At 69.1% G+C, this 24,177-nt stretch carries 22 protein-coding genes; 15 read left to right on the plus strand and 7 right to left on the minus strand.

Translation table 11 applies throughout. The features are described from left to right. The first annotated feature begins 15 nt into the window (after positions 1-15). The gene (locus PWS46_RS04360) at positions 16-420 is read left to right on the plus strand and encodes a response regulator (RefSeq protein ID WP_434618524.1); all 405 of its coding nucleotides are present in this window, start codon (positions 16-18) and stop codon (positions 418-420) included. Continuing rightward, entirely contained in the window at positions 417-755 is a 339-nt protein-coding gene (locus PWS46_RS04365; protein ID WP_434618527.1) for a hypothetical protein, read from the plus strand. The genes PWS46_RS04360 and PWS46_RS04365 overlap by 4 nt, the downstream gene beginning before the upstream one ends. A 6-nt stretch (positions 756-761) precedes the next feature. On the opposite strand, the gene PWS46_RS04370 is transcribed toward PWS46_RS04365, so the two are convergent. Both PWS46_RS04370 and PWS46_RS04375 read right to left on the minus strand, forming a co-directional pair. Further along, complete coding sequence (locus tag PWS46_RS04370; protein ID WP_434618529.1) at positions 762-1,370, minus strand: nitrogen fixation protein NifQ; 609 nt, start codon at positions 1,368-1,370, stop codon at positions 762-764. Between the two features lie 109 nt (positions 1,371-1,479). Continuing rightward, complete coding sequence (locus PWS46_RS04375; protein WP_434618532.1) at positions 1,480-1,941, minus strand: CoxG family protein; 462 nt, start codon at positions 1,939-1,941, stop codon at positions 1,480-1,482. 137 nt (positions 1,942-2,078) lie between these two features. Between PWS46_RS04375 and PWS46_RS04380 the strand changes: the two genes are divergently transcribed. The 5 genes from PWS46_RS04380 (at position 2,079) to PWS46_RS04400 (ending at position 7,959) form a co-directional block, all read left to right on the plus strand. Continuing rightward, positions 2,079-2,498 (plus strand): secondary thiamine-phosphate synthase enzyme YjbQ, encoded by a 420-nt coding sequence (locus PWS46_RS04380; protein WP_434618535.1) that lies wholly within the window; start codon positions 2,079-2,081, stop codon positions 2,496-2,498. A gap of 158 nt (positions 2,499-2,656) precedes the next feature. Continuing rightward, the gene (locus PWS46_RS04385; protein ID WP_434618538.1) at positions 2,657-4,246 is read left to right on the plus strand and encodes a DegQ family serine endoprotease; all 1,590 of its coding nucleotides are present in this window, start codon (positions 2,657-2,659) and stop codon (positions 4,244-4,246) included. Between the two features lie 236 nt (positions 4,247-4,482). After that, positions 4,483-5,163 (plus strand): winged helix-turn-helix domain-containing protein, encoded by a 681-nt coding sequence (locus PWS46_RS04390; RefSeq protein ID WP_109151481.1) that lies wholly within the window; start codon positions 4,483-4,485, stop codon positions 5,161-5,163. A gap of 16 nt (positions 5,164-5,179) precedes the next feature. Continuing rightward, positions 5,180-6,610, plus strand: a complete 1,431-nt coding sequence (locus PWS46_RS04395; RefSeq protein WP_434618541.1) for an ATP-binding protein — start codon at positions 5,180-5,182, stop codon at positions 6,608-6,610. A gap of 233 nt (positions 6,611-6,843) precedes the next feature. After that, positions 6,844-7,959, plus strand: coding sequence for an AI-2E family transporter (locus tag PWS46_RS04400; RefSeq protein WP_434618544.1), 1,116 nt, complete (start codon positions 6,844-6,846; stop codon positions 7,957-7,959). A 4-nt stretch (positions 7,960-7,963) separates the two neighbouring features. Here PWS46_RS04400 and PWS46_RS04405 read toward each other — a convergent pair whose 3' ends face one another. The 3 genes from PWS46_RS04405 to PWS46_RS04415 all read right to left on the minus strand — a co-directional run bounded on the left by PWS46_RS04405 (position 7,964) and on the right by PWS46_RS04415 (position 11,986). After that, complete coding sequence (locus PWS46_RS04405; RefSeq protein ID WP_434618547.1) at positions 7,964-9,532, minus strand: MDR family MFS transporter; 1,569 nt, start codon at positions 9,530-9,532, stop codon at positions 7,964-7,966. Positions 9,533-9,619: 87 nt separating this feature from the next. Further along, complete coding sequence (gene sppA, locus PWS46_RS04410) at positions 9,620-11,371, minus strand: signal peptide peptidase SppA (protein ID WP_434618550.1); 1,752 nt, start codon at positions 11,369-11,371, stop codon at positions 9,620-9,622. Positions 11,372-11,413: 42 nt separating this feature from the next. Continuing rightward, complete coding sequence (locus PWS46_RS04415) at positions 11,414-11,986, minus strand: peroxidase-related enzyme (protein WP_434618553.1); 573 nt, start codon at positions 11,984-11,986, stop codon at positions 11,414-11,416. Positions 11,987-12,144: 158 nt separating this feature from the next. On the opposite strand from PWS46_RS04415, the gene PWS46_RS04420 reads away from it, so the two are divergent. Then, entirely contained in the window at positions 12,145-13,239 is a 1,095-nt protein-coding gene (locus PWS46_RS04420) for a response regulator (RefSeq protein WP_434618556.1), read from the plus strand. Positions 13,240-13,414: 175 nt separating this feature from the next. Here PWS46_RS04420 and PWS46_RS04425 read toward each other — a convergent pair whose 3' ends face one another. Then, a complete protein-coding gene (locus PWS46_RS04425; protein WP_434618559.1) occupies positions 13,415-15,493 on the minus strand; it encodes a methyl-accepting chemotaxis protein in 2,079 nt (692 codons plus the stop codon). 300 nt (positions 15,494-15,793) lie between these two features. Here PWS46_RS04425 and PWS46_RS04430 point away from each other — a divergent pair, with 300 nt between their 5' ends. From PWS46_RS04430 to PWS46_RS04450, 5 genes are all read left to right on the plus strand, one after another. Further along, entirely contained in the window at positions 15,794-17,068 is a 1,275-nt protein-coding gene (locus PWS46_RS04430) for an LL-diaminopimelate aminotransferase (protein WP_434618562.1), read from the plus strand. Continuing rightward, positions 17,068-18,372 (plus strand): homoserine dehydrogenase, encoded by a 1,305-nt coding sequence (locus PWS46_RS04435; RefSeq protein ID WP_434618565.1) that lies wholly within the window; start codon positions 17,068-17,070, stop codon positions 18,370-18,372. Before PWS46_RS04430 ends, PWS46_RS04435 begins: the two co-directional genes overlap by 1 nt. A 95-nt stretch (positions 18,373-18,467) precedes the next feature. Next, on the plus strand, positions 18,468-19,469 hold the full coding sequence (glpX, locus tag PWS46_RS04440; protein WP_174757304.1) for a class II fructose-bisphosphatase: 1,002 nt from the start codon (positions 18,468-18,470) through the stop codon (positions 19,467-19,469). Positions 19,470-19,679: 210 nt separating this feature from the next. Continuing rightward, entirely contained in the window at positions 19,680-19,892 is a 213-nt protein-coding gene (locus PWS46_RS04445) for a DUF1127 domain-containing protein (protein ID WP_434618568.1), read from the plus strand. 301 nt (positions 19,893-20,193) lie between these two features. Then, entirely contained in the window at positions 20,194-21,408 is a 1,215-nt protein-coding gene (locus tag PWS46_RS04450) for an ATP-binding response regulator (protein WP_434618571.1), read from the plus strand. 34 nt (positions 21,409-21,442) lie between these two features. Here PWS46_RS04450 and PWS46_RS04455 read toward each other — a convergent pair whose 3' ends face one another. After that, complete coding sequence (locus PWS46_RS04455) at positions 21,443-21,760, minus strand: hypothetical protein (RefSeq protein WP_434618573.1); 318 nt, start codon at positions 21,758-21,760, stop codon at positions 21,443-21,445. A 272-nt stretch (positions 21,761-22,032) separates the two neighbouring features. Between PWS46_RS04455 and PWS46_RS04460 the strand changes: the two genes are divergently transcribed. Beyond that, complete coding sequence (locus PWS46_RS04460; RefSeq protein ID WP_434618576.1) at positions 22,033-23,271, plus strand: molybdopterin molybdotransferase MoeA; 1,239 nt, start codon at positions 22,033-22,035, stop codon at positions 23,269-23,271. Continuing rightward, complete coding sequence (locus tag PWS46_RS04465) at positions 23,268-24,173, plus strand: LysR substrate-binding domain-containing protein (RefSeq protein ID WP_434618579.1); 906 nt, start codon at positions 23,268-23,270, stop codon at positions 24,171-24,173. The genes PWS46_RS04460 and PWS46_RS04465 overlap by 4 nt, the downstream gene beginning before the upstream one ends. Positions 24,174-24,177: the final 4 nt, after the last annotated feature.

The following is a 24,177-nucleotide window of genomic DNA, read 5'->3' on the forward strand; positions in this document are numbered from 1 at the left end:
GCTGGAGGGTTGGGGATGGATTTGCGGGCGGTCGACTATTCCCGGCATCGTATCCTGGTGGTGGAGGACCAGCCCTTCGTCCGCCGCACCATCGTCCAGATCCTGGGCCAGATCGGCTTCCGCGAGGTGGCGGAGGCCGAGGACGGCGAGACGGCGATGCAGGAATCGATCCGCGTCAATCCCGACCTGATCGTCTGCGACATCGACATGAAGCCGGTGTCCGGCCTGCAGTTCCTGGCCCGCCTGCGCGCCAGCACGGAGGCCGCCAACCCGCGCGCCCCGGTGGTGTTCCTGACCAACCACACCGAATCGGAGATCGTGAAGCAGGCGATGGCGCTGGGCGTCAACGGCTTCGTGGTCAAACCGCCCTCCTTCTCCGCGTTGAAGGAGCGGGTGGACCGGCTGCTGGGGGGACGGTGAGGTCCGCCATCCTGCTCGCCACGCTGCTGCTCACCGCCTGTTCGGGCGAGCCGTCGGAAGGCGACATGCGCAAGCTGGTGGAGGCACACACCCGCCGCACGCTGGAGCGGCAGGGCAATGCGGCTTTCCGCGCCTTCGACGAGTTCCGCAAGCAGGGCTGCGTCGACGCCAAGCTGAAGGGCGGGCAGGACAACAGCGGCCAGTATGACTGCTATTACGCCGCCACCTTCGTGCCGCAGCCGGGGCAGCAGCCGCTGACCGTCAACGGCAAGGGCCGCTTCCGCCGCACCGACAAGGGCCTGACCTTCGAGGATCTGGGCGCGCAGCCGCGCTGACCCCCTTTACCCGCCGCGCGCAAGGCGGGAGAGGGTGGATAGCGGATCGCCAGCCTCCTCGCCGAAGCAGACCTCGACGTCGTCGCACACCTCGCAGTTGGGGGATTTGCACAGCATCAGCCCCTCGCGCTCGCAAAGCTGGCGATAGAAGAACTTCTTCCATTTCATGTCGCCGGCATTCATCGCCACCAGTGCCGGGAAATGCCGCCGGAACAGGAGGTTGAGTTCGCCGCGGTCGTGGAAGCCCATGTCCTGCCAGAGATGGTTCGGCTCCAGCGACCGGCGGGCCAGGATCGCGGCCAGCCAACGTTCCTCGTCGGCACCGCGCGCGCCATGCTCGGCCAGGAAGGCGCGCAGGTCGGCTTCCTCGATGGCGTCCTCTCCCGACCCGTCGCCGTCGGGCAGGGCGGCGACTGCGTCGGTCAATTGCGGAGCGTGACGCGCGGCGATCTCCGCCAGATCGGCTTTGGTCAGCGCCAGCGCCTGAACCATCGTCCGCACCGGATCGACGGCGGCCAGCGCCAGGATGCGGCCGAAGATCAGGCGATCGGCGGCCGGATCGTCCGGAGTCGGCGTTTGGGCAGGCGACTGGGCAGTGGGCTGGGACAGGTCCACTCGGCATCTCCACCAGCTGATAACGCCCGCGACGCCTGTTATCCTGACCCATGATGCTGCAGTTGCGAAAGGCGCTGTCCGCTTGCCGGGCCTGCGGCATTGCGCCGCATCAGCCGGCGCGCCCGCCGGTCTCCTCCGTGATTTCCTCGGCGAAGCGTTCGAAGAAGCCGGCGAGCACGCGGTCGGTCTTGGCCTGCACCAGCTTCACCGCCATCCGGCCGACGGCGCCGCCCAGCGCCACCGACAGGCTGTAGGTCAGCAGGGTGCGGCCGTCCGCCTCCTCCAGCACCACCAGCGCCTCGCCCTTCACCGCGCCGGCCAGCCCGCCGCTGCCCTGGGCGAACAGCCGGTAGCGGTGGGCGCCGTCCTCCGGCTCCAGCCGCAGCCGTCCGGAGAAGCGCGCCTTCATCGGCCCCAGCGTGGTCCGCACCCGCGCGGCATAGTCGGTGGCGGACAGCCGCTCCATCTCTTCCAGGACGGGGATGCAGCGCATCAGCACCGCCGGGTCGCAAAGCGCCGCGAACACGCGGTCGCGCGGTCCGGGGACGCTGTGGGTGCCGGTGATGTCCATGCGTGCTCTTCCTCCCTTGCCGTCCCGGTACAACAGCCGGCCATGGGAAATCATCCGTGCAAGGCCGTCCGGGCAGAGACATCTGGTATTGCTTCCCCGCCGAGCCAAGCCAGCGAAATCCGAGGAGATCAGGAACCATGCGACAAGCCGCCACCACGCTGACCGTCCCCACCCGCGGCGCCGGGCTGGTCGAGGTGACCGCCCAGGTGCGGCGCTGGGTGGCGGAGCAGGGGATGGACACCGGACTGCTGACTGTGTTCTGCCGCCACACCTCGGCGTCCCTGACCATCCAGGAGAATGCCGACGCCGACGTGCAGGCCGACCTTCTGCGCTTCTTCCGCCGTCTGGTGGCGGAGGACCCGTCGCTCTACGCCCACACCACCGAAGGGCCGGACGACATGCCCGCCCACATCCGCTCGGCCCTGACCGGGGTCAGCCTGTCGATCCCGGTGATGGAAGGGGAGCCGGCGCTGGGCACCTGGCAGGGCATCTACCTGTTCGAACACCGCGCCCGGCCGCATCGGCGGGAGATCGCGCTGCACCTGATCGGGGACTGAGGCGGTTTCCTTGCCTGAAATATCTTTCATCCGGTCGCAAGGCGGCGGTGAAGGGCGGTTCCCTATGTTCTGGACAACAGCGGTGAGGCAGTGCGGCGGACAGCGGGCCGTCCATCGCCTCCCGGCAGTCGGAATCGCCTGATTGGAGTGTCGCCGTCATGACCACCCTTCCTCCCACCCAGAGCCAGTCCCCGAACCAGAACCAGTCCCAGGCGAAGCGTCCGGGCCGCCTGCGCCGGACCGTCGCCGCCCTGCTGCTGGGTTCGACCGTGCTGACGGCTCCGGCGCTGACCGGCTGGGCGGTGTCGCGGGCCGAGCAGAACGGCGCCGCGCCGCCTGCCATCACGATGACGCAGGACGCCCCCTCGACCTTCGCCGACCTCGCGGCCAAGGTCAGCCCGGCCGTCGTCAACATCGCCGCCACCCAGGAGGCCAAGGCCGAACCGAGGGCGCAGCGCGGCCCGCAGATCCCGGGATTCCCGCCCGGCTCGCCCTTCGAGGAGTTCTTCCGCCAGTTCCAGGACCAGATGGGCCAGAATGGCGGCGGCCAGGATGACCAGGAACAGGCGCCGCGCGGCAAGATGGGGGCGCTCGGTTCCGGCTTCATCATCGACCCGGCCGGCTATGTCGTGACCAACAACCACGTCATCGACGGCGCCAGCGAGATCACCGTCACCCTGCAGGACGGCACCGCCATGCCGGCCAAGCTGATCGGCCGCGACGCCAAGACCGACCTCGCCCTGCTGAAGGTGAAGTCGGACAAGCCGCTGCCCTCGGTCGATTGGGCGGACAGCGACAAGACCCGCGTCGGCGACTGGGTGATGGCGGTCGGCAACCCGTTCGGGCTGGGCGGCACCGTCACCAAGGGCATCGTGTCGGCCCGCGGGCGCGACATCCACAGCGGTCCGTACGACGATTACTTCCAGCTCGACGCCGCCATCAACCGCGGCAATTCGGGCGGCCCGACCTTCGACCTCAGCGGCCATGTGATCGGCATCAACACCGCCATCTACTCGCCCAACGGCGGCTCGGTGGGCATCGGCTTCGCCATTCCCTCCAACCTCGCCAAGGAGGTGGTGGCCCAGCTCAAGGAGAACGGCAAGGTCGAGCGCGGCTGGCTCGGCGTCAAGATCCAGGAGGTGACGCCGGACATCGCCGATAGTGTGGGCCTGCCCAGCGCCAAGGGCGCCCTGGTGGCCGACGTCACCGCCGACAGCCCGGCCCAGCGCGCCGGCCTGCACCAGGGCGACGTCGTGCTGTCCTATGCCGGCAAGCCGGTCAACAACCTGCGCGACCTGACCCGCAACGTGGCGGAGACCAAGGCCGGGGATACGGTCGAGATGAAGATCCTGCGCGAGGGCCGGGAGAAGACGGTTCCGGTGCGGATCGACCGCCTGTCCGACCAGACGCAGGTCGCCTCGGCCGACACCGGCAACGGCTCTGCCGAGCAGGAAGAGGTCGCGCCGGTGAAAGGGCTGAAGCTCGCCCCGCTCGACCGGGCGGCGCGCAAGCGGCTGGGCATCGACGACAGCGTCCACGGCGTGGTGGTCACCGGCCTGTCCTCCAGCGTCGACGTGCCGATCCGCCCCGGCGACGTGATCGAACGGGTCGGCGACAACGACGTGAAGAGCCCGGCCGACGTCCGCCACCGGGTGGCGGAGGCCGAGAAGGCGGGGCAGAAGGCGCTGCTGATGCTCATCAACCGCCAGGGCAACGAGTCCTTCGTCGCGCTGAAGCTGAAGGCGTGAGGCAAGGCCCGGTCCCCTCTCCCCCCCGGGGAGAGGGTTAGGGTGAGGGGGTCGCAAGGCGAGGATTCTCGAGAATCCATGCGATGCATCTCCCTCACCCCGACCTTCTCCCCGCTCTCAGCGGACCTTCGGTCCGCCTGCCGCGACAGCGCAAACTTCGTTTGCGCGAAAGCGGGGGGAGAGGGGGCATCTTGTCGTGCTTGGCCGGGCTGTTTTGGGAGGCTACACTCGTGCTCATGAAGATTCTCGTCATCGAAGATGATCGCCAGGCCGCCAGCTACCTTGCCAAGGGGCTGAAGGAGGCGGGCCATGTGGTGGACGTCGCCAACGACGGGAAGGAAGGCCTGTTCCTGGCCGGGGCCGAGCATTACGACGTGATGATCGTCGACCGCATGCTGCCCGGCCGCGACGGTCTGTCGCTGGTCCAGGTGCTGCGGGCGGCCGGTAACGACACGCCGGTGCTGTTCCTGTCGGCGCTGGGCAGCGTCGACGACCGGGTGAAGGGGCTGAAGGCCGGCGGTGACGACTATCTGACCAAGCCCTTCGCCTTTTCCGAACTGCTGGCGCGGATCGAGGTGCTGGTACGCCGCCGCGGCGCCGGCCAGCCGCAGACCCGGCTCAGCGTCGGCGACCTGGAACTCGACCTGCTGTCGCGCAGCGTCAAGCGCGCCGGCAAGGCCATCGACCTGCTGCCGCGCGAGTTCTCGCTGCTGGAATATCTGATGCGCAACGCCGGCAGCGTGGTGACCCGCACCATGATGCTGGAGAATGTGTGGGACTATCACTTCGATCCGCAGACCAATGTGATCGACGTGCACATCGCCCGCCTGCGCCAGAAGATCGACAAGGACTTTCCCACCCCCCTGATCCACACCGTGCGCGGCGCCGGCTACAGCCTGCGCGCGGCGGAGGCGTGAGCCCCGGTGCATCTCCATGAAACATGACGGCGCGGCCGCCGGCCTGCACGGCTTCGTCGCCGCGGGCTTCCGGCTGGTGCGGGCCACGGCGTTCCGGCTGGCGCTGCTCTATCTGGCGATGTTCGTCCTGTCGGTCGGGCTCATCCTCGGCGTCGTCTACCGCACCACGGCGGGCTTCCTCGAACAGGAGATCGGCGAGACCATCGCGCTGGAGGTCTCCGGCCTGCAGGACCATTACCGCAACTACGGACTGTCCGGCCTCGTCGACGTGGTGCGGACGCGCAGCGCGGTCGCCAACAACAACTCCATCTATCTGCTGACGACGGCGGCGGGGACGATCCTGGCCGGCAACCTGTCGGGCTGGCCGGCGGCGGTGCCCAACGCCAGCGGCTGGACCCATTTCAAGGTCGCCGACTATGGCGGCGTCACCGACCGCCCCTCCACCGCTCAGGCCGTGACCTTCACGCTGCCGGGGCAGTTCCGCCTGCTGGTCGGCCGCGACATGAGCGAGATCGACCAGCTGCGCACCCGCATGGTCCGCTCGCTGGGCTGGATCCTGGGCTCCACCGCCTTGCTGGGACTGGGGGGCGGGCTGCTGATGAGCCGCGGCGCCATGCGGCGGATCGAGGCGATCAACCGCACCACCCGTCAGATCATGAGCGGCGACCTCAGCGACCGCGTTCCCCGCTTCGGCGGCGGCGACGAGATGGACCGGCTGGCCGGCAACCTCAACGCCATGCTGGACCGCATCGAACGGCTGATGACCGGCATGCGGCAGGTGACCGACAGCGTCGCCCACGATCTGCGCACGCCGCTGACCCGCCTGCGCTCCCGCATCGAACTGGCGCTGCTGCACGAGACGGAGGACCCGGAGGTCTACCGCAACGTCCTGCAGGACACCATCGTCGAGGCCGACCGGCTGCTCGCCACCTTCACCGCCCTGCTGTCGATCGCCGAGGCGGAATCGGGGGCCAAGCGCCAGGACTTCGTCCCGGTCGAACTGGCGGAGGTGGTGGAACTGGCCGCCGACCTCTACGAGCCGGTGGCGGACGAGCGCGGGCAGCGCCTGTCGGTGGCCGTCCGCGGCAAGCCGACCGTCCGCGGCAACGGCCAGCTTCTGGCGCAGGCGGTGTCGAACCTGCTGGACAACGCCATCAAATACACGCCGGAGGGCGGGGTCATCACGCTGGTGCTCGACGGCCCGGCCCCCGGCCGCGGCGCCAGCATCGAGGTCGCCGACAACGGTCCCGGCATTCCGGCGGAGATGCGCGACAAGGTCCTGCAGCGCTTCGTCCGGCTGGACGCCTCCCGCGCCTCGCCCGGCAACGGGCTGGGGCTCAGTCTGGTGGATGCGGTGGCGACGCTGCACGGCGCCCGGCTGGAGCTGGGCGACAACGGGCCGGGGCTGAAGGTCACCCTGATCTTCCCGCCGGAAGCGCGGCGGTAGATCGGGCAGCCCAAAAAAAAGCCCGCCGGGGAGGCGGGCTCTTCAAGTGACATCAGCGAGAATGACTCCTTGGCGTCACATTTGATATGGGGCGGTGGCCGGTGGCTTCCATACCCATTTTCGGACTATCGCCGACGACCTAGCCTGCTGACCTTCCGCAACGTCGGCGGGCTTTGCGCGTTCTCCCCCGAAGGCCGTCCATCCGGCGGCGCCAAGCGCGGGAGATCCGAACAATGGCGATACCCAGCAGGCCCACCGCTCACCATGCCGCCAAGCCGGGCGGCGGGGCGGCGCAGGACGAGCCGCCGCCCGGTTCGTTGAAGGGCGCCGGGCGCGGGGAATTGGCCGTCTTCACCTGGAAGGTGCTGATCGTCGCCGGGGTGGTGGCGCTGGGGATCTTCCTGTGGAAGGTGTCGGGCACGCTTCTGCTGATCTTCACCGGCGTGCTGTTCGCCATCCTGCTGCAGCGGCTGACCGGCTATGTGCGGCGCTGGACCGGGCTCGGCCATGGCGTGGCGCTGGCCATCGTGCTGCTGTTGCTGGTGCTGCTGGTCGGCGGCGGTGTCTGGCTGATGGGCACATCGATGGCGGCGCAGTTCGACCAGCTGCGCGATCAGGTCGTCAACGCCATCGGCATGCTGCCGGACAGCTGGCGCCAGCGCCTCATGGAGGAGGGCAAGAACTGGCCCTGGATGAACCAGCTCGGCAGTTTCGCCTCCACCTTCGTCTATATCGTCGGCGATGCCGTGGTGGTGATGTTTGCGGCGCTCTATCTGGCGGCGTCGCCGGGGGTCTATCAGAACGGTGTCGTGCTGCTGGTGCCGCCGCGCGGCCAGAAACGGGCCTGCGAGGTGATGGACGTGGTCGGCGACAGCCTGTGGAAATGGCTGATCGGGCAGCTGGTGGCGATGGCCGCGGTCGGCATCCTGACCGTCGTCGGGCTGATGCTGCTGGGGATTCCGTCGGCGCCGGCCCTGGGGCTGGTGGCGGCGCTGCTGGAGTTCATTCCGCTGATCGGCCCCTTCCTGGCGGCGGCGCCGGCGCTGATGATCGCCTTCGCCCAATCGCCGCAGGATGCGCTGTGGGTCGCCGGGCTCTATCTGATCATCCAGCAGATCGAGGGGAATCTCGTCACGCCGCTGCTGCAGAAGCGGGTGGTCGATCTGCCGCCGGTGGTCACCATCGGCGCCATCGCCGCCGGCGGCGTGCTGTTCGGCATCCTCGGCATGTTCCTGGCGACGCCCTTGGCCGTGGTCGCCCTGGTGATGGTCAATCTGCTCTACATCGAGGACAAGCTGGGGCAGCCCAGGCACTTCCCCAGCGATAAGTCGGAAGACGACAAATCCTGACCGATCAGCCCTTCGCCGCTTCTTTCGTCGCCTTCTCCGTGCCGGTCCGTGTTGCATTGGCGGAACGCAGCGGCAGCTCCTTCAGGAACAGCGTCATGGCGAAGGAGACGACCGCCAGCGCCGCGGCCAGCAGAAACAGGGTGGCGAAGCCATGCTCCAGCGTCGCCACCACGCCGATCCGGGCGGCGGGGGCCAGGGCGGCCAGGGCGGAGGCGCCATGGTCCAGCACGGCGCGGCCGGACAGGCCGGCACTCTCCAACCGATCCGACACCACCGCGTTGAAGACGGCGCCGAACACCGCGACGCCGACCGACCCGCCGAGCGAGCGGAAGAAGCCGACCGACGCGGTGGCGGCGCCGAGGTCGCGCTGCTCCACCGCATTCTGCACGGCCACCGTCATCACCGGCATGACCAGCCCCAGACCCATGCCCAGCGGCACCAGGATCAGCGTCGACCACAGACCGTCCGCTGCCAGTTCCGGCAGGGTGCCCAACAGCGCGTACATCACGCCCGACAGCGCCAGCCCGACCAGCGGGAAGACCTTGTAGCGGCCGGTCTTCGCGATCAGCCGGCCGCCGCCGACCGACCCGAAGGTCATGCCCAGCACCAGCGGCAGCAGCAGCAGCCCCGACACGGTGGCGCTGGTCCCCTGCACCAGCTGGAGATGCAGCGGCAGATAGACGATGCCGGCGAACAGGACCATGGCCGACACCGCCACCACCGGCGTCGCCACCGCCACCACCGGGCGGCGGAACAGGTGCAGCGGCAGGATCGGCTCCTCGATCCGGCGCTCGTGCCACAGGAAGACCGCCAGCATGACGAGGCCCGCCGCCAGCAGCGCGAGGGCCGCCGGGCTGCCCCAGCCCATCGATTCGCCGCGGGTGGCATAGACCAGCAGGCAGGTGACCGCCCCGGTCAGCAGTGCCGCGCCGGCCACGTCGATGCGCGGCTTCGCCCGGCCGGCGGGCAGGCGCGACAGGGTGCTGCGCGTCATGGCGAAGGCCGCGACGCCCAGCGGCAGGTTGATCAGGAAGATCCAGTGCCAGCCGATGGTCTCGGTGAAGATGCCGCCCAGCAGCGGCCCGGCGACGCTGGCCAGCGCGAAGACGCCGCCGATCATGCCCTGGTAGCGGCCGCGTTCGCGCGGGGCGACCACGTCGCCGATGATGGTGAAGGCCAGCGACATCAGCCCGCCGCCGCCCAGACCCTGCAGGCCGCGGAACAGGATCAGCTGGGTCATGCTCTGCGCCATCGCACACAGCAGCGAACCGGCCAGGAACAGCAGGATCGCCGTCTGCAGCACCCGCTTGCGGCCATAGAGGTCCGACAGCTTGCCGTAGATCGGCGTCGTGGTGGTGGAGGTCAGCAGATAGGCGGTGACCACCCAGGGCAGCATCTCCAGCCCGCCGAACTGGCTGGCCATCGTCGGCAGCGCGGTGGCGACGATGGTCTGGTCCATCGCCGCCATCAGCATCGCCAGCGCCACCCCGCTGAACACCCGCAGGATTTCCTGGTGGGTGAAGACGGGATGCTCGGCGGCGGCTCGCGACGGGCTGGCGGCGGTCTCTGTCATGGTCGGTCGTCTCGGACGTTGATGTCTTTGAGCGGAACTATCCCCCTATCCCCGGGGGGGAGAGGGGATCTGGTCCATGCGAACGCGTCACCGCTCCAGCGTGATCGCCGGCATGCGGGCCTGCACGCCGTCGGCCTGGGCGGCGGCGAGCAGGGGGCGCAGATGGGCCAGCAGAGGGCGCAGTTCCGCCACGGCGGCCAGCGCGCCGACAAGCTCGCCCTTGCCGGACGCCAGATCCAGGATCTGGTCCGTCATCGATTTCGGCGGCGGGTAGGGGGCCAGCGTCACCGGGGCGTCGGGCGACAGGCCGGCGGCGGTGCGGGCCAGGGTCAGCGCCTGCTCCTGCCCGCCGAGATCGTCGACGAGGCCGAGTTCGCGGGCCTGGGCGCCGGTCCAGACGCGGCCCTTGGCGACGCCGCGCGCCTGTTCGGGCGTCATGTGCCGGGCATCGGCCACCCGCTGCAGGAAGTTGGCATAGGTGTCGTCGATGATGGCGTTCAGCCGTTCGGATTCGCTGTCGTCGAAGGGGCGCAGCGGCGACCACATGCCGGCGTTGCGCGCGCCCTGCACCCGGTCCCACTGGATGCCCAGCTTGTCGGACAGGCCGCCGATGGCGAATTTTCCGGCGACGACGCCGATCGACCCGGTGATGGTGGCGGGGGAGGCGACGATGCGGTCGGCGGCGAGCGCGATCCAGTAGCCGCCCGACGCGGCGGTGTCGCCCATGCTGGCGATCACCGGCTTGCCGCTCTGCCGCGCCCGGACCAGCGCCCGCCGGATCGCCTCGGACGCCGAGACGGCGCCGCCGCCGCTGTCGATGCGGAACAGGATGGCGCGCACGTCGGGATCGTCGGCCGCCTCCTCGATGGCGTCGACGATGGTCTCCGACCCGGCGGAGGTGCCGCCCAGCGCCGGCTTGCCGCTCTCGCCGCCGGTGATGGTGCCGACGGCGTGGATCAGGGCGATGGTCGGCCCCTTGCCGTTCGGGCTGCCGGCGACCGACAGGTAATCGGCCGGTTCCATCGCCTCCGCCCCGGCACCGGCCCGCTTCATCGCCTCGTCGCGCGCCTCGTCGGCATAGCCGAGCCGGTCGACGAACTTCTGGTCCAGCGCCTCCTTGCTCAGCAGCGGCGCCTTGTCGATGGCGGCCCTGACGACTGCGGGGGCGAGGCGACGGCTCTTGGCGATGCCGTCGACCAGCTGGTTGCCGAGATCGGTGACCAGCGCCTCCATCATCTCGCGGTTGGCCGGGGTCATGCCGGACTTGGTGAAGGTCTCGGCGAAGCTCTTGTATTGCTCGCGCTGGGCGAACTCCGGCTGCACGCCCAACTGGTCGAGGGCGCCGCGGGCGAAGGGCAGCTCCGCCGACAGGCCGGTGATGCCGAGCGTGCCCATCGGCTGCAGCCAGACCTCGTCGAAGGCGCTGGCCAGCAGGTAGGAGCGGTTGCCGGCCCCGGCGCCGCCATATTCCTCGGCGAAGGCGACGGCGAACCGGCCGGACGCGCGGAAGCGCTCGATGGCGGTGCGCAGCTCCTGCGTCTGGGCGAAGCCGATGCTGTCGTCGCCGAAGCGGGCCAGCACGCCCTTCACCCGCGGGTCGCGCCGGCCGCCGTCCAGCGCGTCCAGCACCTCGCGCAGGGTGGTCTGGTGTTCGAACAGGCTGCCGATCCTGCCGCTGTCGCTCTCGGCCAGCGGCTTGGTCAGGTCGAGGTCCAGCACCACCGCGTCGGGCAGGGTGGGTTCATGGCGCACCACCAGCACCGCCACCGTCACCGCGCCGGCCACCAGAAGCAGGCCGATGAGCGCGAACAGACGGACGAAGAAACGGACGATCGCCATGATTCCTACCCTGTGTGGCCTCGACGAAGGCGATGAACGGCCTTACCGATCCTGGCTGTGGTACTCGCGGTTCGGGATCATGTCCACCGCGGTCGCCAGACGGTTGGACATGTTGTAGAAGGCGGCGGTGTCGGCAATGTCGAAGATGTCCTCCGCGCTGAACCCGACGGTGCGCAGCGCCTCGCGGTCGGGCTCGCCCACCGACATCGGGTCCTCGGTCAGCTTCCAGGCGAAGTCGAGCATGGCGCGCTGGCGCGGCTCCAGCGGGGCGACGCGGTAGTTGGCGACCAGCATCTCGCCCAGTTCCGGGTCGCCGGACAACTTGCGCACCGCCTGCCCATGGGCGACGAGGCAGTAGTAGCAATGGTTTGCCGAGGAGACGACGACCGCGATCATCTCGCGCTCCAGCTTGCTCAACCCGCTCTCGCCCAGCATCAGCTCATTGTAGAGCATGGCGAAGTTGCGCAGCTTCTTCGGCCGCAGGCTGTAGGCCTGGAGCACGTTCGGCACGAAGCCCAGCTTCTCGTTGCACTTGTCGAACAGGGCCTGCATGTCGGCGTCGAGGTCCGGCTTCTCCGGCAGGGGCAGGGCCATGACGTGATCGGGTTGCGGCATCGGGCGTTTCCTCTCCTGATTGATTGTTGGGTCCTGATTGATTGTCGGGCCTTCCGGCGGGGGGAGGGTAACCGCCGCGAGCCGGTTTGTCTTCCGTTCCGCTTGTCGCTCGCCAATCCGTCGAGCCTGTGCCAGAAATGGAAACTGAATGCGGGGATATGTCCCGTTTGGCGAACCAGTGGACGATGACCCAGCCGAAGCTCGATCTTCTTTCGGTCCTGGTGGTGGAGGACAGCGGCTTCATCCGCTCCGTCCTGACCGCCACCCTGCGCGCCATCGGCATCGGCCGGGTGGAGGCGGTGGCGAGCGGCGGCGACGCCATCCGCTGGCTGGAGGAGCGCCGCGCGGCGCTGCCGCCGGGAACCGCCCCGGTCGACCTGATCCTGTCCGATCTGGTGATGCCGGAGGTCAACGGGCTGATGCTGCTGCGCTGGATCCGCTACAGCCCCAGGAGCCCGGACAAATTCCTGCCGGTGCTGATGCTGTCGGGCGCCGCCGACCGCCAATATGTGGAGCAGGCGCGCGATCTCGGTGCCACCGACTTCATCGCCAAGCCCTTCTCCGCCCAGACCATCGCCAGCCGGCTGCTGTTCGCCATCGCCCGGCCGCGCCGCTTCGTTCTGGCCAAGGGCTATTTCGGTCCCGACCGCCGCCGCGCCGACAAGCCGGTCGCCATCGACTGCCGGACGACCGCGCCGTCGGAGATCCTGATGGTGCACAGCGCGTCGAAAGCGCGCGGCATCGACCGCTTCCCCGTCATCTATTTCGACCTGCCCAACCGGCTGGGCGCCAAGGTCGGCCTCGCCCCGCGCGATCCGGTACCGACCCTGCCGCCGGAGGTGCTGGCCGCCGCCGAGGAGGAAATCCTGAACCGCGCCGGCGACTATGCCGTCTGGATCGGCGCGGAGGTGGAGGAGATGGCCCGCCGCGTCGACCGCCTGCCGCGCGAGCCGGAGTCGGTGCCCGCCCTGCTGGCCCATGTCAACCGCTCCGCCCACGAGATGCGCGGGCAGGGCGGCATCTTCGGCTATCCCCTGATCACCCACATCGCCAAGTCGCTGTACGAGGCCACCCGCAGCGGCCTGACAACGGTGACCGCCAACGAGCACCTGCTGTTCAAGGCCCATGTCGACGCGATCAAGGCGGTGATGACCGGCCGCGTCAGCGGCGACGGCGGAGCGACCGGGCAGCAGCTGCTGGCCTCGTTGGAGGTGGCGAAGAAAAAGTATGCCAAGGCGACCGGGGTGGGGTGAGGAAGGGCTTTTAAGTGTAAATGAGGGCGATGCTTGCCCCCACCCTAACCCTCCCCCGCTGGGCGGGGGAGGGGACAAGCGCTTGATCCGGAAGGCAGCGGCAGTCCCTCCCCCGCCCAGCGGGGGAGGTTAGGTGGGGGCATCCGGAAGTCGACGCCTCTTCACCCAACTCCCCTTACGCTGCCCGGATCTTCCCGATGAAGTCGGCCACGTCGCCGCGCAGCCCGTCGGTGCTCCGCTTCAGCGCGTCGGCCATGGTGAGAACCTCCTTCGCCATGGCGCCGGCGCGGCAGGCCTCGGTGCCGACCAGGGCGGCGTTGTGGGAGACCTGATCGGTGCCGTCGGCGGCCTGACGGACGTTGCGGCCGATCTCCGCGGTGGCGGCGTTTTGTTCCTCCACGGCGGCGGCGACGGCGGAGATGTTCTCCTCGATGTGGGTGACGACGGTGCCGATGTCGCCGATGGCCTGGACGGTGTGGTCGGTCGCCGTTTGGATTTCCGCGACCTTGGCGGTGATGTCCTCCGTCGCCTTGGCGGTCTGGCTGGCCAGCTGCTTCACCTCCTGCGCCACCACGGCGAAGCCCTTGCCGGCCTCGCCCGCGCGGGCGGCCTCGATGGTGGCGTTCAGCGCCAGCAGGTTGGTCTGGCTGGCGATGTCGGTGATCATCCGCACGATCTCGCCCACCTGCTGGGCGGCGCCGTTCAGGTCGGCGATGATGCCGGCGGTGCGGCGGACGTCGGTGACCGCCCGCTCCGCCATTTCGGTCGACCCCGTCATCTGCCGGCCGATTTCAGAGATGGACGCGGTCAGCTGCTCCGTCGCCGCGGCCACGGCCTGGACATTCTCGGACGCGCCCTCGGACGCGCGGGCGACCGACAGCACATGGCTTTCGGTTTGCGATGCGATGCTGCTCATCTGTTCGGCATTGCCGCGCAGGCCGCTGGCGGCGCCCGCCAGCTGTTCGGCAACCGTCTCGATGTGGCGGTCGAACTCCGCCACCAGACGTTCCAGCTGTTCGGCCTCGCGCAGGCGCTCCTCCTGGTGCCGTTGCTGTTCGGCGGCGAGCCGGTCGGCCTCGGCGAGGCTGAGACGGAACTGGTCCAGGCTGCGCGCCATGGCGCCCAGCTCGTCGGCCCGCCCGGCGCCATGGATGGTCAGCTCGCGTTCGCCGGCCTCCAGGCGCCTCATGTCGCCGTTCAGGCGGGCGATCGGCCGGGTGATGTTGCGGGCGACCAGATAGGCGATGAGCGACATCACCACCAGAAGTGTGGCGAGGCCGGCCGCCACGCCGGTCAGCCGCGTCATCGACTCCTGCGCGTCGCGGTTGGCGAGCGCGATCAGGTCGTCCGCCACATGGGTCTCGACGCCGCGCAGCATGTCGATGACGACGGTGATGGTGTCGAACCACGTGCCGGCGTCGGTCCCCTGATTGTCGGCCGCGCCATAGGCCGACGCGATGCCGATGCGCCGCATCCGCTCCACCTCTGCGATGGCCGGGCCGGAGAAGGTCCGGTCGTAGAAAGCCGCCTCTTCCGCGGTCAGCTTCGCCTTCAGGCCGGTCATCAGCGACTTGTACTCGCCGGACAGCTCGATGAAGCGCTCATGCGCGTCGGCGGGGAAGCGGTCCTTGCGGAAGGAGGCGCCGCCGACGGCGCGCTGCTGGCCCAGCCGTTCCTTCGCTTCCGAAAGGGCGACCATGGCGTCGGCGGCGCGCAGCTGGTCGGCGTCGGTGGACAGGATGCGGGCCTGTCCGGCGGCGTCCAGCAGCTTGCGGATCATGCCGGTGTAGCTCTTTACCACCTCCAGCGACGACTGCGACAGGCCGTCGACGCCGGACCGCAGACCGGACAGCTGCGACAGTGCGTCGCGGGCGCCGGTCATCGCCCGGGCCACCTGGGGGTCGCGGAAGTGGACGTCGGCGAACTGCCGGGACAGCTCCGCCAGCTTGGCGTCCGACGCGGTGCGCACGCCATCCATGCGCCGGCGGTCGTCGTCGCGCTTGCTGCTGAGAAAGACGGAGGAGGAGCCGCGTTCCTTCTGAAGTTCATGCACGAGGCTGGTCATGCCCACCGACAGGCGGGTGACGGAGGCGAGATCGGCGGCCCGGCGGCTGGCATCGACCTGTTCCCACACCAGCAGGGACGACAGGACGACCACGCCCCCCATCGGGACAGACAGGGCAAGCGCCATCTTCCGCGAAAAGCGCATGTTTCCAAGCAGGGTATCGGCGAACTTCAGAAGGGAAATCATCATACATCTCCGTCGAACGGAACCGGCGGGAACCGGGTACGGTCCTGTCGCGGGATGGTATGCAAGCTAATAAGTTAAGGCACAGTTAGGTTTAACCATGACATCGTTGAGGAGATTGATAGGTTATTCGTTGAGCGCAGCCGATGCCCGGTCCTCGCCGGCCGGGGAGGGCGAAGCAGGGTTGCGACGGCGCGTGACGCGAAATTTGCCTCGCTTCCGTCGCGTCGGGGCGGTAGAACGTCAGTCCCGGTCCGCAGGTCTCTTGGGTTCGTGGCGTGACCGGAGCGGTCTTCCGGAGCGTCCATGTCGAACAACGAATTCCATCGCATCAAGCGCCTGCCGCCCTACGTCTTCGCCGAAGTGAACGCGATGAAGGCGCGAGCTAGGGCCAATGGCGCCGATATCATCGACCTCGGCATGGGCAATCCCGACCAGGCGACCCCGCAGCACATCGTCGACAAGCTGGTCGAGGCCGTGCGCGATCCGAAGACGCACCGCTACTCGAATTCCCGCGGCATCCCCGGCCTGCGCAAGGCCCATGCCGCCTATTACAAGCGCCGCTTCAACGTCGATGTCGATCCGGAGACGGAGTGCATCGTCACCATCGGCTCGAAGGAAGGTCTGGCGAACCTCGCCCAGGCGATCACCAGCCCGGGCGACATCATCCTGGTGCCGAACCCGTCCTACCCGATCCATCCCTTCGGCTTCATCCTGGCCGGCGCCTCGGTGCGCCATCTGCCGGTGGGCATGGAGAACGGGGCGTCGACCGACATCGACAGTTTCATGATGATGCTGGAGCGCGCCGTGCGCCACAGCGTGCCGAAGCCGCTGGCGCTGGTGCTGAACTACCCGTCGAACCCGACGGCCGAGGTGGTCGGGCTGGATTTCTACCGCCCCATCGTCGAGTTCTGCCGCAAGCACGGCATCTACATCCTGTCCGATCTGGCCTATGCCGAGATCTTCTTCGACAACGACCCGCCGCCCTCGATCCTGGAGATCCCGGAAGCGCGCGAGATCGCGGTCGAATTCACCTCGATGTCGAAGACCTATTCGATGGCCGGCTGGCGCATCGGCTTCGCCACCGGCAACAAGACGCTGATCACCGCGCTGGCCCGCATCAAGTCGTATCTGGACTATGGCGCCTTCACGCCGATCCAGGTCGCCGCCGCCGCCGCGCTGAACGGCCCGCAGGATTGCGTGCAGCAGGTGCGCGACATGTACAGGCAGCGCCGCGACGTCATGATCGAGGGGCTGGCCGCCGCCGGCTGGGAGGTCCCCAGCCCGAAGGCGTCGATGTTCGCCTGGGCGCCGATCCCGCCGCAGTTCGCCCATCTGGGCTCGCTGGAATTCTCCAAGCTGCTGCTGCAGCAGGCGGAGGTTGCGGTGGCGCCCGGCATCGGCTTCGGCGAGTACGGCGACGGCCATGTCCGTCTGGCGATGGTGGAGAACGTCCACCGCATCCGCCAGGCGACCCGCAACATCAAGGAGTTCTTCCGCTCCAACGCCGGCGGCGTTGCGGCGAGCAAGGACCCGGTGGCCCGCGCCGCCCTTCTGGAATCCGAGAAAGCGAAAGCCTGATGCCGAACGCCCAGCAAGCCCCCCTGAAAATCGCCGTCGCCGGCCTTGGTACGGTCGGCGCCGGTGTCCTGAAGCTGCTGGACGCCCAAGCCTCGCTGATCGAACAGCGCTGCGGCCGCCGGATCGAGGTGGTCGCGGTCAGCGCGCGCTCCAAGGGCAAGGACCGCGGCGTCGACCTGTCGCGCGTCCAGTGGTTCGACGATCCCGTCGCCATGGCCGCCCAGGCCGGCGCCGATCTGGTGGTGGAGCTGATCGGCGGGTCGGAAGGCCCGGCGCGCGACACCGTCGCCACGGCGCTGGAGACCGGCAAGCATGTGGTCACCGCCAACAAGGCGCTGCTGGCCGTCCACGGCACCGAGATCGCGCAAAAGGCCGAATCGCGCGGCCTGACCGTCGCCTTCGAGGCGGCGGTGGCCGGCGGCATCCCGATCATCAAGGGGCTGCGCGAGGGTCTGGCCGCCAACTCCGTGTCGGAAATCCACGGCATCCTCAACGGCACCTGCAACTACATCCTGACGGAGATGCGGACCACCGGCCGCGACTTCGCCGATGTGCTGGCCGATGCCCAGGCGCTGGGCTACGCCGAGGCCGATCCCAGCTTCGACATCGACGGCGTCGATGCCGCGCACAAGCTGGCGATCCTGGCCTCCGTCGCCTTCGGCACGCCGGTCGATTTCTCCGCCGTCTACATCGAGGGCATCCGGCAGGTCTCGGCGGTCGATTTCGACTATGCCGACCAGCTGGGCTTCCGCATCAAGCTGCTGGGCATCGCGCGCCGCACCGACAAGGGCGTCGAGCAGCGCGTGCATCCCTGCATGGTGCCGAAGAACGCGCCGATCGCGTCGGTCGACGGCGTCTTCAACGCCGTGGTCGCCCAGGCCGACTTCGCCGACCGCGTGCTGTTCGTCGGCCGCGGTGCCGGTGCCGGCCCGACCGCGTCGGCGGTGGTGGCCGACCTGATCGACATCGCCCGCGGACGGTCTACGCCCACCTTCGGCGTTCCGGCCGATCGGCTGGGCGCGGCAACCCCGTCGCCGATGGAAGCGCGCCGCGGGTCGTACTACGTCCGCCTGATGGTCGTGGACCGCCCCGGTGTGATAGCGGATATCGCAGCGGCGATGCGCGACCAGAACGTCTCCATGGAGCAGTTCCTGCAGCGCGGCCGCTCGCCGGGCGAAGGCGTTCCGGTGGTCCTCACCACCCATGACACCGACGAGGCGGCTATGCAACGCGCGCTTGCGACCATCGCGGCCAGCGACAACGTGCTGGAGCCGCCGCGGATGATCCGCATCGAACAGTTCTGAGAGCCCTTTCCCGAACAGGACAGTCCTGACCTGCCCCGTTTCCCAGAATAACCAATATCAGCCTGATACGACCGAAGAGTCGGGGGGAGCACACGATGTCTACGCCGTCTACGCATGTCGATCTGTCCCATATGGACCGCAACCTCGCGCTGGAGGCCGTCCGCGTGACCGAGGCCGCCGCCCTGTCGGCTTCGCTGCTGATGGGCCGCGGCGACGAGAAGCTGGCCGACCAGGCCGCGGTCGATGCCATGCGCCAGGCGCTCAACACGCTCTACATCGACGGCACCGTCGTGATCGGCGAGGGTGAGCGCGACGAAGCCCCGATGCTCTACATCGGCGAGAAGGTCGGTGCCGGCATCGGCTCCGGCCCGAAGGTCGACATCGCGCTCGACCCGCTGGAAGGTACCACCATCTGCGCCACCGGCGGCCCGAACTCGCTGGCCGTGATCGCCATGGCGGAGGAGGGCGGCTTTCTGAACGCCCCCGACGTCTACATGGACAAGATCGCCGTCGGCGCCGGCCTGCCGGACAACATCGTCGATCTGGACGAGACGCCGGCCAACAACCTGAAGGCGCTGGCCGCCGCCAAGGGCACCGAGGTGCAGGAACTGCTGGTCTGCATCCTGAACCGTCCGCGCCATGCCGAGCTGATCGCCCGCGTCCGTGAAGCCGGCGCCCGCATCATGCTGATCAACGACGGCGACGTGTCGGGCGTCATCGCCACCAGCCAGGCCGGCACCGGCGTCGACATGTATGTCGGCTCCGGCGGTGCGCCGGAAGGTGTGCTGGCCGCCGCGGCCCTGCGCTGCATCGGCGGTCAGTTCCAGGGCCGCCTGCTGTTCCGCAACGACGACGAGAAGGCCCGGGCCGCCAAGTGGGGCGTCACCGACCTCGACAAGAAGTACAGCCTGCACGAGCTGGCGCGCGGCAACGTCATGTTCGCCGCAACCGGCGTCACCGACGGCGCCATGCTGAAGGGTGTCCGCCGCTTCCCGGGCGGTGCCTACACCCACTCGGTCATCATGCGCTCCAAGTCGGGCACGGTCCGCTACATCGAGGCGCACCACAACCTGTCGCGCAAAGTCAGCGTGAAGTAAGCGGATCGGCGGCTAAGCCGTTGTTCCGAAAGACGCGCGGGGGGGAGACCCCCCGCGCGTTTTTTTATGCCCGCGTTGATATGCCTACGAATGTTCTATCGAATTCGCGCAGGTCTGCCGACGCCGGGCCGCAGAGGGTCCGCCATTGATTTCGCGGGTGCGAAAGGCAAAATAGGCTCATGTAATCGGCGCCAAGCGCAGGAGATCAACATGGCCTACTCTTCGATGCAGTCTTCGTCCGGTGAATTGTTTGTCGCCGGAACAAAGGAAAACACCCTCTTTCAACGTGTCGTTCATTGGGTCCGCGAACGGATTGAACTTCACCGTGCGGAAGATGAGCTGCACCATATGTCCGACGCCGAACTGTCCGACATCGGACTGACCCGCGGCGAGATCCACATGGCGGTCCGCCGGGGGTTCTGACGGGCCGGGGGTTCTGACGGGCCGGCCTCTCGAAAGGTTTGCCCACGACGTTTGGCGCAGGACCGCTTATCGAGTCCCGAATGCGGAGAGCCCCGGAAAAATGCCGGGGCTTTCGCATATGAACCACCATTAACCTTTTCTTCATGGACCCTGCCCATGCGACGCATATGCCTGGGAAGGCTTGCGCGCTGCAGCATGATTATGGTTAATGCATTTTAACATTACCCCCGGTTCTGTTCGAAAATGGAAACGGGGCGCCTTCGGGAACCCCATCATCCTCCGTGAGAGCCGTGGACGAAGCATGAGTCTCATTCATCGCCTTCAGTCGCTGGAAGCGGAGCGCGATGCCGCCCGGGAGGAAGCCGAGCGCGCGAATCTCGCGAAATCGAAGTTCCTCGCCGCCGCCAGCCACGACCTCCGCCAGCCGCTCCAGGCCCTGTTCTTCCTGTCCGCCGCCCTTGCCCGCCATGTCGGCGACCACAGCGGGCGCGACCTGCTGTCCCGGCTCGATCAGGGGCTGGACACCATGAAGGGCCTGCTCGACGGGCTGCTGGAGGTATCGCGGCTGGAGGCCGGGGTGGTGACCCCGGTGCTGGACACCTTCGAGATCACCGAGATCACCGATGCGCTCGACGCCGCCTATGGCGAGCAGGCGACCGCCAAGGGGCTGGTCTGGCGGGTGGAGAGCTGCGAGGCGGTCCTGCGCAGCGACCGCGGCCTGCTGATGCAGCTGCTGCGCAATCTGGTCGACAACGCGCTCCGCTACACCGAGGCCGGCGCGATCCGCATCCGCTGCCGCATCGACGCCGCGCCGGGCGGCGACCGGCTGGCGATCGAGGTGCAGGACACCGGCATCGGCATCCCGCCCGAACATCTCGACCGTATCTTCGACGAGTTCCATCAGGTCAGCAATCCGGAGCGCGACCGGCTGCGCGGGCTGGGGCTCGGCCTCGCCATCGTGCGGCGGCTGTCGCAACTGCTCGACCATCCCGTCGAGGTCCGGTCGGTGCACGGGCAGGGGTCGGCCTTCCGTGTGCTGGTGCCGCTGGCCCCGGCCCGCTTCCTGGCCGGACGGCCGGGTGGTCCGGAACGGCCGCCGGCCATCGACCGGCCGCGTCTGGCGGTTCTGGTCGACGACGATGCGGTGGTGCTGCTGGGCTTGCAGACGGTGCTGACCGAATGGGGTTTCCGCGTCGTCGCCGCCGACAGCGCCGACCGGGCGATGGACCGGCTGGAGTCGCTGGGGCGGGTGCCCGACATCGTCATCGCCGATTACCGCCTGCGCGAAGGGCGCGTCGGCACCGAGGTGATCCGCCGCGTGCGCGGACGCTATGGCGCCGAGGTTCCCGCCCTGATCCTGACCGGCGAGACCGGGGCCGACACCCTGGCCGATGCCTCCGCCCATGGCGTCGCCGTCCTGCACAAGCCGGTGACCCCGCGCCAGCTCCAGGCCGAGGTCGACCGCCAGCTGCGGATCAAGCGGGGAAACGGGTTGGCGGAAGCGGCGACACCGTAGGCCGGACCTTCGGGCCAAGCGCGGCTTTTCCTGCTTAGATCAGCGCGCCTTGACGCGCGTCGTCCTGCGCCTCGCCGGCCGGAGCGGCGTCGCCGTGACCATGCCCGCCGAGCGCGGTGCGGCCGGTCTCGGTCAGGCGGCAGACCAGCCAGTCGGGCTTCAGCGGGTTGTCGAACCAGCGCTCCGCCCAGCCGGCCTTCAGGCAGGCTTCCACCGTCGCTTTCTTCACCCGCTGGCCGCGCTCGTCGAACAGCGGCAGCTTGCCGCCCGGCTGGTCCAGACCGCGGCGCAGCCATGCCCCTTGAACGTCGGACGGGGCGCTGCGGGACGAGGAACGGCGGGACTTGGCCATGGGACGGGCTGCTCTTGCGGATACGGGATCGGACTGGGGATTGCCGGCCCCCACGGGGCCTGTGGCAAAGTGCGGGCATCCTACGCGAAAGCGCCGTGCAGGTGCATCGAAAAGGAGGCGGCTTTCCCCATGCCGGAAACGCGTTACAGCGATCTGGTCTTATCGGCCGAATTGCCGCCATGCCCAAACGGAGCCTTGACGCCGATCAAAGTCGTGGGCTGCAGTTGGCGGTAGGAAAGGCGCCGCCACACCCTATCAAGGACACCGAGACCATGGACGATTGCTCCGCACACGGCCCCATTCCCCTGTCGCTGGACGAGGCGGTCGCGCGCGTCGCGCAGGGCTATGGCGCGGTGACCGGAACGGAGGAGGTGCCGCTGCGCCAGGCGCTCGGCCGCGTGCTGGCGGAAGAGGTGGTGGCCCCGGTCAATGTGCCGCCGGCCGACGTCTCCGCCATGGACGGCTGGGCCTACGCCGCCGCGGCCGGGGAGGGATTCCGGCGCTTGGACGTGGTCGGACGCGTACCGGCCGGCTCCAAGTTCGAGGGAACCGTCGCGCCCGGAACGGCGGTGCGCATCTTCACCGGCGCGCCGATCCCCGCCGGGGTCGACACCGTGGCGATGCAGGAGGATTGCCGGACCGAGGGCGACGCCGTGCTGGTCCCGGCCGCGCTGAAGCGCGGCTCCAACATCCGTCCGGCGGGGGAGGATATGACCGCCGGCGCGGTGGTGCTGCATCCCGGCCAGCGCCTGCGCGCACAGGAGGTCGGGCTCGCCGCCGCCGTCGGCCGCTCCGCCCTGACCGTGCGCAAGCGGCTGACCGTGGTGCTGTTCTCCACCGGCGACGAGCTGCGGGAGCCGGGAACGCCCAAGCCCGACCATGCCATCTATGACGCCAACCGCTACACGCTGGCCGCCCAGCTCGACGCGCTGGGGGTGGAGGTGCGCGACCTCGGCATCCTGCCCGACCGGCCAGAAGCCACCCGCTCCGCCCTGGCCGAGGCGGCGGGCAACTGCGACCTGATCGTCACCAGCGGCGGCGTTTCGGTCGGCGAGGAGGACCATGTCAAGGCGGCGGTCAACGCGCTGGGTTCCATCGACCTGTGGACGCTGGCGATCAAGCCGGGCAAGCCGCTGGCTCTCGGCCGCGTCGGCGATACACCCTTCCTCGGACTGCCCGGCAACCCGGTGTCGGCGATGGTGACCTTCCTGCTGGTCGGCCGTCCGCTGGTGCTGCGCCTGTCCGGGGCGACCGGCATCGCCACGCCGCGCAGTCTGGTCGTCGCCGATTTCACCTTCACCAAGAAGCCCGGCCGCCGCGAGTTCCTGCGCGCCCGGCTGGAGCGCGGCCCCGACGGCCGTCCGGTCGCCGTGAAGTTCCCCAGCAACAGCTCCGGCGTACTGACCTCGATGGTGGAGGCCGACGGGCTGGTCGACATGCCGGCGGAGGCGACTGCGGTGAACCCCGGCGATCTGGTCGATTTCCTGCCCTTCACCGGTCTGTTCGCGTGACGCTGGAACAGCTGCGCATCTTCGCCACGGTGGCGGAGATGCTGCACTTCACCCGAGCGGCGGAGGTGCTGCACCTGTCGCAGCCGGCGGTCAGCGCTGCCATCGCCGCGCTGGAGGCGGAGCATGGCCTGCGCCTGTTCGACCGCATCGGCCGGCGGGTGGAGCTGACCGCCGCCGGGCAGCTTCTCCACGGGCAGGCCCGCGCCATCCTGGCCAAGGTGGAAGAGGCCGGGACGATGCTGGCCGAACTGTCCGGCCTGTCGCGCGGCTCGCTGAGGCTGGCGGCGAGCCAGACGGTCGGCAATCACTGGCTGCCGCCGCGCCTGCTGCGCTTCGCCGCCGCCTATCCCGGCATCCGCGTCGACCTGTCCATCGGCAACACCGAGCAGGTGGCCGAGGCGGTGCGCGACGGCCGGGCCGAGCTTGGCATCGCCGAAGGCGCGGTGAGCGATTCGGCCCTGGTCAGCGAACCGGTCGAGGGCGACCGGCTACGGCTGGTGGTGGGCGGCGGCCATCCCTGGGCCGGGCTCGGCCGGGTGGGACGGGACGAGCTGGCGGCCGGGCGCTGGATCCTGCGCGAACCCGGTTCCGGCACCCGCGCGCTGTTCGAGGCGGCGGTGCGCGGGGTGGGGCTCGATCCGGGCGGTCTGGATGTCGCCATGACCCTGCCCGGCGGCTGCATCATCCGGGAAGCCCTGTTGGCCGGGGTGGGGGCGAGCGTGCTGTCCGACCTGATCCTGGCCGACGATCTGGCCGCCGGCCGCATCGTCGCGCTGGAGGGGCTGGACCTGCCGTCCCGCCCCTTCCATCTGGTCCGTCACCGCGACCGCCACCGCAGTCTGGCGGAGCGGGCTTTCGTGCGCAGCGCTCTGGAAGCCGGACAGGCGCCGGCTTCCCCCTGACCCG

The sequence above is a fragment of the Azospirillum sp. B2RO_4 genome (genome assembly GCF_051124815.1).
Taxonomy (GTDB): domain Bacteria; phylum Pseudomonadota; class Alphaproteobacteria; order Azospirillales; family Azospirillaceae; genus Azospirillum.

Excerpts from the sequence above, each read along its gene's own strand:
- PWS46_RS04425 (WP_434618559.1), bottom strand. The coding sequence starts at position 15,493 with ATGATGATTTCCCTTCTGAAGTTCGCCGATACCCTGCTTGGAAACATG.
- glpX (WP_174757304.1), top strand. The coding sequence starts at position 18,468 with ATGTCTACGCCGTCTACGCATGTCGATCTGTCCCATATGGACCGCAAC.
- PWS46_RS04390 (WP_109151481.1), top strand. The coding sequence starts at position 4,483 with ATGAAGATTCTCGTCATCGAAGATGATCGCCAGGCCGCCAGCTACCTT.
- PWS46_RS04450 (WP_434618571.1), top strand. The coding sequence starts at position 20,194 with ATGAGTCTCATTCATCGCCTTCAGTCGCTGGAAGCGGAGCGCGATGCC.
- PWS46_RS04360 (WP_434618524.1), top strand. The coding sequence starts at position 16 with ATGGATTTGCGGGCGGTCGACTATTCCCGGCATCGTATCCTGGTGGTG.
- PWS46_RS04395 (WP_434618541.1), top strand. The coding sequence starts at position 5,180 with ATGAAACATGACGGCGCGGCCGCCGGCCTGCACGGCTTCGTCGCCGCG.
- PWS46_RS04375 (WP_434618532.1), bottom strand. The coding sequence starts at position 1,941 with ATGGACATCACCGGCACCCACAGCGTCCCCGGACCGCGCGACCGCGTG.
- PWS46_RS04380 (WP_434618535.1), top strand. The coding sequence starts at position 2,079 with ATGCGACAAGCCGCCACCACGCTGACCGTCCCCACCCGCGGCGCCGGG.
- PWS46_RS04445 (WP_434618568.1), top strand. The coding sequence starts at position 19,680 with ATGGCCTACTCTTCGATGCAGTCTTCGTCCGGTGAATTGTTTGTCGCC.
- PWS46_RS04415 (WP_434618553.1), bottom strand. The coding sequence starts at position 11,986 with ATGCCGCAACCCGATCACGTCATGGCCCTGCCCCTGCCGGAGAAGCCG.
- PWS46_RS04400 (WP_434618544.1), top strand. The coding sequence starts at position 6,844 with ATGGCGATACCCAGCAGGCCCACCGCTCACCATGCCGCCAAGCCGGGC.
- PWS46_RS04430 (WP_434618562.1), top strand. The coding sequence starts at position 15,794 with ATGTCGAACAACGAATTCCATCGCATCAAGCGCCTGCCGCCCTACGTC.
- PWS46_RS04435 (WP_434618565.1), top strand. The coding sequence starts at position 17,068 with ATGCCGAACGCCCAGCAAGCCCCCCTGAAAATCGCCGTCGCCGGCCTT.
- PWS46_RS04385 (WP_434618538.1), top strand. The coding sequence starts at position 2,657 with ATGACCACCCTTCCTCCCACCCAGAGCCAGTCCCCGAACCAGAACCAG.
- PWS46_RS04455 (WP_434618573.1), bottom strand. The coding sequence starts at position 21,760 with ATGGCCAAGTCCCGCCGTTCCTCGTCCCGCAGCGCCCCGTCCGACGTT.
- PWS46_RS04420 (WP_434618556.1), top strand. The coding sequence starts at position 12,145 with ATGTCCCGTTTGGCGAACCAGTGGACGATGACCCAGCCGAAGCTCGAT.
- sppA (WP_434618550.1), bottom strand. The coding sequence starts at position 11,371 with ATGGCGATCGTCCGTTTCTTCGTCCGTCTGTTCGCGCTCATCGGCCTG.
- PWS46_RS04460 (WP_434618576.1), top strand. The coding sequence starts at position 22,033 with ATGGACGATTGCTCCGCACACGGCCCCATTCCCCTGTCGCTGGACGAG.
- PWS46_RS04405 (WP_434618547.1), bottom strand. The coding sequence starts at position 9,532 with ATGACAGAGACCGCCGCCAGCCCGTCGCGAGCCGCCGCCGAGCATCCC.